Annotated in this window: 6 protein-coding genes; 4 read left to right on the top strand and 2 right to left on the bottom strand. The window is 70.1% G+C overall.

Features of this window, described 5'->3' with window-relative positions; all coding sequences use genetic code 11:
* Positions 1 to 87 precede the first annotated feature (87 nt).
* Entirely contained in the window at positions 88 to 2,313 is a 2,226-nt protein-coding gene (locus GD1_RS23550; RefSeq protein WP_059039942.1) for an Rv0361 family membrane protein, read from the bottom strand.
* A gap of 166 nt (positions 2,314 to 2,479) precedes the next feature.
* On the opposite strand from GD1_RS23550, the gene GD1_RS23545 reads away from it, so the two are divergent.
* The 3 genes from GD1_RS23545 (at position 2,480) to GD1_RS23535 (ending at position 5,023) form a co-directional block, all read left to right on the top strand.
* The gene (locus GD1_RS23545; RefSeq protein ID WP_020794304.1) at positions 2,480 to 2,917 is read left to right on the top strand and encodes a DUF3151 domain-containing protein; all 438 of its coding nucleotides are present in this window, start codon (positions 2,480 to 2,482) and stop codon (positions 2,915 to 2,917) included.
* Positions 2,918 to 2,927: 10 nt separating this feature from the next.
* Complete coding sequence (locus GD1_RS23540) at positions 2,928 to 4,031, top strand: FUSC family protein (protein WP_059039945.1); 1,104 nt, start codon at positions 2,928 to 2,930, stop codon at positions 4,029 to 4,031.
* A 74-nt stretch (positions 4,032 to 4,105) separates the two neighbouring features.
* Positions 4,106 to 5,023, top strand: coding sequence for a cation diffusion facilitator family transporter (locus tag GD1_RS23535; protein ID WP_059039941.1), 918 nt, complete (start codon positions 4,106 to 4,108; stop codon positions 5,021 to 5,023).
* Between the two features lie 25 nt (positions 5,024 to 5,048).
* Here the strand turns inward: GD1_RS23535 and GD1_RS23530 are convergent, their stop codons facing one another.
* Positions 5,049 to 5,591: a helix-turn-helix domain-containing protein gene (locus GD1_RS23530; RefSeq protein ID WP_059039943.1), complete on the bottom strand. Its 543-nt coding sequence runs from the start codon at positions 5,589 to 5,591 to the stop codon at positions 5,049 to 5,051.
* 92 nt (positions 5,592 to 5,683) lie between these two features.
* Between GD1_RS23530 and GD1_RS23525 the strand changes: the two genes are divergently transcribed.
* Positions 5,684 to 6,898, top strand: coding sequence for a benzoate/H(+) symporter BenE family transporter (locus tag GD1_RS23525; RefSeq protein WP_059039939.1), 1,215 nt, complete (start codon positions 5,684 to 5,686; stop codon positions 6,896 to 6,898).
* Positions 6,899 to 7,045 lie beyond the last annotated feature (147 nt).

Below are 7,045 nucleotides of genomic sequence, written 5' to 3'. Positions count from 1 at the left end.
GGTGACGGCCACGCGCCGACAGCGGGCGCGTGGCGGGCTCGTCGTCGGCGCCCGGCGGGGTCGCCTCCCCGCCCGGCACATCCCGGGTCACTGCGGGGTGCAGACCTTCCAGTCGTCGCCGGACTTCTGCACGTTGATCGCCACGACCTGCGGGTCGCTGGGGGCGCTGGTGCGTTCGGCGGTCACCTCGACGACGGCCGAGTTGCCGTTGTCGTCGACCCGGACCGCATTCACCTTGAGGACGCGGACCAGCTCGTTGCGCTGCTTCTGCACGTTGTAGACGCGGTTCCACTCTTCGTCGCTGATGCCCTGGTAGTAGGCCTGACGGTCACCACAGGTGATCTGACGCAGGGTGGCCAGGTCACCGTCGTAGGCGGCGGTGGCGAAGGTCTGTGCGGCGTCGGCGGCAGCATCCTCCGGCGCGACCGGTCGCGTCTGCATGTAGGCGACGATGCCGATCACGATCGCGGCGATGACGACGACCGCGGCGACCACCGAGATGATCGCGCCCTTGCGCTTCTTGCCGCCGGACGGGGTGTCGGTGGAACCCGGGATGACCTGCGGCTGATGGGCGGTGGTCGACCACCCCTGGGTGGCCGCGGCTCCCGCGGTGGGAGCTCCTGCGGGGGTGGAAGCGCCTGCTGCGGGAGCACCTGCGGGGGTGGCAGCAGGAGCAGCTGCGGCGGCGGTTCCGGCAGCAGCTGCCGCAGCGGGCTTGTTCAGCACCGGTCGCGGGAGCACCTGGGTCGCGGTGTCGGCGTTGCCGTCAGTGGTGTCGGCTGTGGGGTCTTCGGTGTCGTCCGATGTGGCGTCTTCGGTCTCGGCGTCTGCCTCGGGGTCTGCTTCTGCCTCGACCTCGGCCTCTGCGTCTTCCGCTGCGTCCTGGACCGACTGCGCGTCGGGCTCGTCTTCCGACTCGGCGCCTGCCTCGGGCCGCTCGGACTCGGTGGCTGCGGCTTCGGCCTCGTCGGCAACGTCATCGATCTCGTCGGCGACGTCATCGGTGTCGGCGACCGGCTCTTCGACCTGGTCGGCGGGCTCCTCGGCCTCCTCGGCAGCGGAATCGGCCGGTGCCTCGTCTGCTTCTGCCTCGTCGGCTTCTGTCTCGTCCGCCCCGGCGGTCCCGACCGGCTCGGTCTCGGCCGCCTCGGTGTTGTCAGCTTCGGTGCTGTCAGCCTGGGTGCTCTCCGCCTCGTCCGCTTCTGACTCGGGTGCGGTTCCGGCGTCGTCCGACTCGCTGACTTCCGACTCGCTGCTGTCGGTCTCGGTCTCGTCCGTGGCCGCTTCGGTGTCGGCAGCTTCGGGGTCAGCGCTCGACGCGGCGACTGCGTCACCTGCGGCCACCACCGCGGCGGCACCGGCAGCGGTGCCGGCCGACGCATCGGTCGCGGTGTCGGCTGATTCGGTGTCGGCTCCCTCGGAGTCCGCCGGCTCGGTCTCGTCTGTCTCGGAGTCCTCTACCTGGCCGGACTCGACCTGGCCAGACCCTGCCTCGTCGGATTCCGACTCGGAGTCCGCTGCCGCCGCGCTGTCGGCCTCGGTGTCCGTGGCTGCGGCGGTGCGGTCGGCGTCAGGCGCATCGGCCGCGTCGTCGGCCTCTGCGGCCACGGTGTCGGTCGTCGCGTCGTCCGGCTCGGTGTCTGCCGCCTCGTCGGACTCGGTGGCCGCGTCGGCGGTCCCGGTCTCGGCCACATGCTCGGGGGTCGCCGGCTGCTGGGTGACCGGCTCTTGGGTCGCCGGCTCTTGGGCATCGGCTGGCGTGTCGGTGTTGCCCGGCCCGCCCAGCGGATCGATGTTCTCCAGGTCCTCGAGGTCGCTGGTGTCCGGCAGGCTCGACCGTGCGATCACCTTGGTGGCCGAGTCGATTCCGCGGCCTCCGCGTGGGGTCGGGCGATCGGTCACCTGTTCTCCTGAGGTCGAGGTCGCGTCGTCGGTCGATTCGGCGGGGGACGTGGATGTCGCAGCGGCGTCGGGCAGGTCCGGCTCCGGCTTGTCCGGGCCGGCGGGTTGGGCCTTCAACGGCTGGGTCGTGATCGGCCGGGTCGGCGTCGGCCGGGCGGCCGGGATCCGGATCGGTGCGGTCGGTGCCGATGACAGTGAGCCCGGGGCTTGTGAACCCGACGGGGTGGTCGACGACGGGGTACCCGATGACGGGGCGGGCGTCGACGGCCGCGGGACCGGGGGCGGCGGGGCGGTGGGATTCCGCGGTGCGCCGGCACGACCCGAGCGGGCCTTGGCGCGTCGTTCACCCATCTCACGCAGTCGTGAAAAAGCCCTGGTGACGGCCGATTTCTGGTCGTCGGACTGCGTCATCGGTGATCACCCAACCTTCCTCGAACCCCCTCGCTCGAATGCATCAGGAACCGCCGAGATCTCGGCGAATGTGGTCGCGACGCGACTCCAGTGCGACTTCACCCTAGCGAACTGCCCCGACGAGCATCATCTGGGGAGACCGGACCATCGGTGATTGAATGACAAGGTGACTTCCTTCGGAGACCTCCTCGGCCCTCAGCCGGTTCTGCTGACCGGTGACGACGACGCGGAATCGGACCTGCTGAACGGTGCTGACCCGGCGACGGTGGCGGCGACCCACCCGACCGCCTCGATCGCGTGGGCATATCTCGCCGAGGCCGCGCTGGCCGGTGCGGCCGACGACCCGGGTAAGAGCAAGGTCATCGAGGCCTATGGCTACGCCCGGACCGGCTACCACCGCGGCCTTGACCAGCTGCGTCGGCACGGCTGGAAGGGATTCGGTCCGGTGCCGTGGCGACACGAGCCCAACCAGGGGTTCCTGCGCTGCGTCGGCGCACTCGCGCGTGCCGCGCAGTCGATCGGTGAGGAAGACGAATACCTGCGCTGCCTCGACCTGTTGAACGACAGCGACCCGACCGCTGCGGGTGAACTCGGCCTGGCCTGAGCGGAGCGCCGTGATCTCGTGGGTCCGGGACCGGTTCCAGGCGCTGCCCCCGGTGCTGCGGGTACGTATCCGGCGGCTGTGGCTGTCGGCGGGGCCGATCCTGCAGTGTTCGGTGGCGGCCGGCCTGGCCTGGTGGTTCGCCCTCGACATCCTCGGTCACGCGCAGCCCTTCTTCGCGCCGATCGCGGCGGTCATCTCCCTCGGCCTGTCCCTGGGACGACGCTGGCGACGGGCCGTCGAACTCGTCGGCGGCGTCACCATCGGGATCCTCGTCGGCGACCTGCTGATCACCCAGATCGGCTCGGGCGCGTGGCAGATCGTGGTGGTGGTGGCCCTGGCGATGGCGGTCGCGGTGTTCCTCGACGACGGCCCGCTGATCCCGATGCAGGCGGCGTCGTCGGCGGTGCTGGTGGCCACCCTGCTGCCACCGGGTGGGATCGGTGGCTTCCATCGTGCGATCGACGCGCTGACCGGTGGCCTGATCGGCATCCTGGTGGGGGCACTGCTGCCGGCCAATCCCACCGCCCGGGCCCGACGCGATGCCGCCGGTGTGCTGGCCATCGTGCGTGATGCGGCCACCGAACTCGCCACCGGCCTGCGCGAACAGGACGAGGACCTCGTCTACGCCGCACTGCTCAAAGGACGTGGCACCCAGGCCGCGATCAACACCATGCGCTCGGACATGCGAGGCGGGCGCGAGATCAGCACGATCTCACCGCTCTACTGGGGTTCGCGGATGCGCCTGCAGAAGATCTCGGCGACCGCCGACCCGATCGACAACGGCGTGCGCAACTTCCGGGTGGTCGCGCGACGAGCCCTGGCCATCACCCAGCGCGGTGAAGAGGTGCGGCCCGAACTCGTCGAGATCATCGCCGACCTGTCCGGTGCCTTCGAGATCCTGCGCGAGATGATGCTCGCCGACCCGGGCCAGTCCCCGGATGCCGCCGACGCGGCCCGCGTGTTGCGCACCGTGGCACGCAAAGCACGCCCGGAGCTCGTCGCCGATCGCGGGTTGTCGGAGACGGCGCTGCTCGCCGAACTCCGATCATTGCTGGTGGACCTGCTGATGGTGGCCGGTCTGCGACGCTCGTCGGCCCTGGCCACCCTGCGCTGACGCCCCGCGGCGGGCCGGTGAGGGTGACCTAACTCTTGTCATATATGCGAACTCATGCATATATTGGGGATGTCATGGGTCACTCACATTCGCACTCGCACGCACCGGTCGACGTCGCCGACGCCGCACGACGCCGCATCTGGCCGATGGCCGTCGCCGTCGGCCTGATCGGCGGCTACTTCGTGGTGGAGCTGACCGTCGGTATCGCGGTCAACTCGCTCGCGCTGATCGCCGACGCCGGACACATGCTGACCGACGTGGTCGCGCTCGTCATGGGTCTGACCGCGCTCCTGCTGGCCCGACACGGCCGGACCACCGACACCCGTACCTTCGGATGGCATCGGGCGGAGGTGTTCACCGCCGTCGCCAACGCCGTGTTGCTGATCGGCGTCGCGGTCTTCGTCCTCTACGAGGCGATCGAACGGATCGGCTCCGACCCCGAGGTCCCCGGCCTCACCCTGATCATCGTCGCGCTGATCGGTCTCGCGGTGAACCTCGGCGTGATGCTGTTGTTGCGCGCCGATTCCCGTGAGTCGATCGCGGTCAAGGGCGCCTACCTCGAGGTGCTCGCCGACGCCGTCGGCAGTGTCGGGGTGCTCGTGGCCGGCATCGTCGCCATGACCACCGGATGGGGCTACGCCGACATCGTCGTCGCGGTCGGGATCGCCCTGTGGGTGGTGCCGCGGGCGCTGCGACTGGCCCTCGACGCCCTGCGCATCCTCAACCAGCAGGCCCCCGCGCACCTCGACGTCGACGCACTGCGTCGGGAACTCGCCGAGATCCCGCAGGTCGACGATGTCCACGACCTGCACGTCTGGTCGCTGACCACCGGCATGGACGTGGCCACCGTGCACCTGACCAGCGCCTGCCCGAATGCCGAGGTGCTTCCGCAGGCGCACGAGATCCTGGAACGGCACGGCCTGGCCCACGCCACCGTGCAGATCGACCCGTCCGACGAGAGCGAACACTGCCGCGAACACCTCACCTGGTAGCCGCGGTCGGTTGCCCGGCCGTCGCTCAGGTATCCGCCGGTGACTCGATGGTGAGTACGGCCAGCGCGCCGTCGTCGCTGCGGTAGGTGTGCTCGGTGTCGGAGACCCAGTGCAGGCTCTCGCCCGGCCCGGCCGCCGATTCCGCGCCGGTCGGGCCGGCGACGAGATGTCCGCGCACCACCTGAAGGTGTTCGACGACGCCGTCGCCGTGCGCGGGTGAGACCCGCATCCCGGGCCCGACACGCAGCCAGAACACCTCGGTCACCCCGCCGTCCGGGTGATGCTCCACATGCAGCAGCCGTGCCGAGAGATGGGGGTCGGCGCCCTCGGTGCCGGACTGTCCGCCGAGCAGCGCGGTGAGCGGCACCCCGAGGGGTCCCGCGACGGCGTAGAGGGTGTCGAGCGTCGGATTGCGTTGTCCGGATTCGAGTTCGGACAGTGAGCCCTTGCCGATTCCGGCGGCGCGCGCCAGAGCGGACATACTCAACCCGCGCTGCGACCGGAGGTCGGCGATGCGGGCACCGACCATCCGGCGCCGCGGATCGCCGGGTGCGGTGTCTGTGGTCATCGAAATCCTGGGGTCTTCGCGGGGTCGGCCGGTCGAGATCCGGTCCGGGAACATGCGTTCCGTAAACAGAACGATATCGTTATGCTGGGTCGGTGACCACCCCCGCCCGGACCTCGCTGAGCGAACCGATCACCGCCGGTGTCGTCACCGCGCTGGTGGGATTCACCTCGTCGTTCGTCGTGGTGGTGGCGGGTCTGCGCGCGGTCGGCGCCGATGCCGGTCAGGCCGCCTCCGGGCTCCTCGCGCTCACCGTGACCTTCGGGGTGGGCATCATCGTGCTCTGTCTGCGATACCGGATTCCGATCACGCTCGCGTGGTCGACGCCGGGTGCGGCCATGCTCGTCGCCGCCGGCGCCGACCATCACGGCGGCTGGCCCGCAGCGGTCGGGGCGTTCCTGGTGGTCGGCGTGCTGATCCTGGCCACCGGCCTGATCCCGGCGTTGGGGGATCTGATCGGCCGCATTCCCACGCCGATCGCCCAGGCCATGCTCGCCGGGGTGTTGCTCGTGCTGTGTCTGGCACCCATGGAATCGCTTGCCGTCCAGCCGCTTCTGACCATCCCGATCCTGCTCGTGTGGCTGGTCTCCGCCCGCTGGCTGACCCGGTGGGCATTGCCGCTGGCGCTGGTCACCGCATTGGTGGTGATCGGGATCTACGTCGGCGTCCACGAGGTGAGCGTCCCGGCAACGTCGTCATGGTGGCCGCAGATGACCTGGACCACACCCGAATTCGACGCCTCGTCGATCATCGGTCTGGCGATCCCGCTGTATGTGGTCACGATGGCGTCGCAGAACGTGCCGGGGGTGGCCGTCCTGAAGTCCTTCGGCTACGAGACCCCCTGGCGTCCGGCGATGTTCGTCACCGGTACGGGAACGGTGATCGGCGCACCGTTCGGCGGTCATGCGATCAACCTGGCCGCCCTCTCGGCCGCACTGGCCGCGGGGGAGGAGGCCGGTGCCGACCCGGCACGACGCTGGATCGCCGGGGTCAGCGCGGGGATCTCCTATCTGGTGCTCGCCGCACTGTCGGGGGTGCTCGTCACCATCACCGACCTCGCCCCGCACGGCCTGCTCGAGGCGGTCGCCGGCCTGGCCCTGCTCGCGACCTTCGCCAACGCGCTGCTCGGTGCATTCGGACGACCCGAAGTCCGCGTCGCAGCGGCGCTGACCTTCGTCACCGCCGCCGCCGGTGTCACCTTCTGGGGGATCGGCGGCGCATTCTGGGCCATCGTCGTCGGACTGATCGCGCACATGGTGCTCGGTGGTGGACCCGGATCGCCGAGCCGAGCGTCCGCCGAGGCGGAGTGAGTTCTGCTCGACCGGCAGTGAGTTTGTCTCGCCCGATCTGGTTGTGGCCGTCGGCGGTTGGGCCGGTGGTGGGTGTGTCGGGGCCTTTGATGTCGTGGTGGATTCGGGGTGGTTGCCATCCGGGGCGGGTTGCGGGGATTTCGACAC

The sequence above is a fragment of the Gordonia desulfuricans NBRC 100010 genome (genome assembly GCF_001485495.1).
GTDB classification, from domain to species: domain Bacteria; phylum Actinomycetota; class Actinomycetes; order Mycobacteriales; family Mycobacteriaceae; genus Gordonia; species Gordonia desulfuricans.
This window is presented reverse-complemented; position numbering and strand designations above follow the sequence as displayed.

What these genes read in the sequence shown, in the direction of transcription:
- GD1_RS23550 (WP_059039942.1), bottom strand. Translation starts at nt 2,313, where the DNA reads ATGACGCAGTCCGACGACCAGAAATCGGCCGTCACCAGGGCTTTTTCA.
- GD1_RS23535 (WP_059039941.1), top strand. Translation starts at nt 4,106, where the DNA reads ATGGGTCACTCACATTCGCACTCGCACGCACCGGTCGACGTCGCCGAC.
- GD1_RS23530 (WP_059039943.1), bottom strand. Translation starts at nt 5,591, where the DNA reads ATGACCACAGACACCGCACCCGGCGATCCGCGGCGCCGGATGGTCGGT.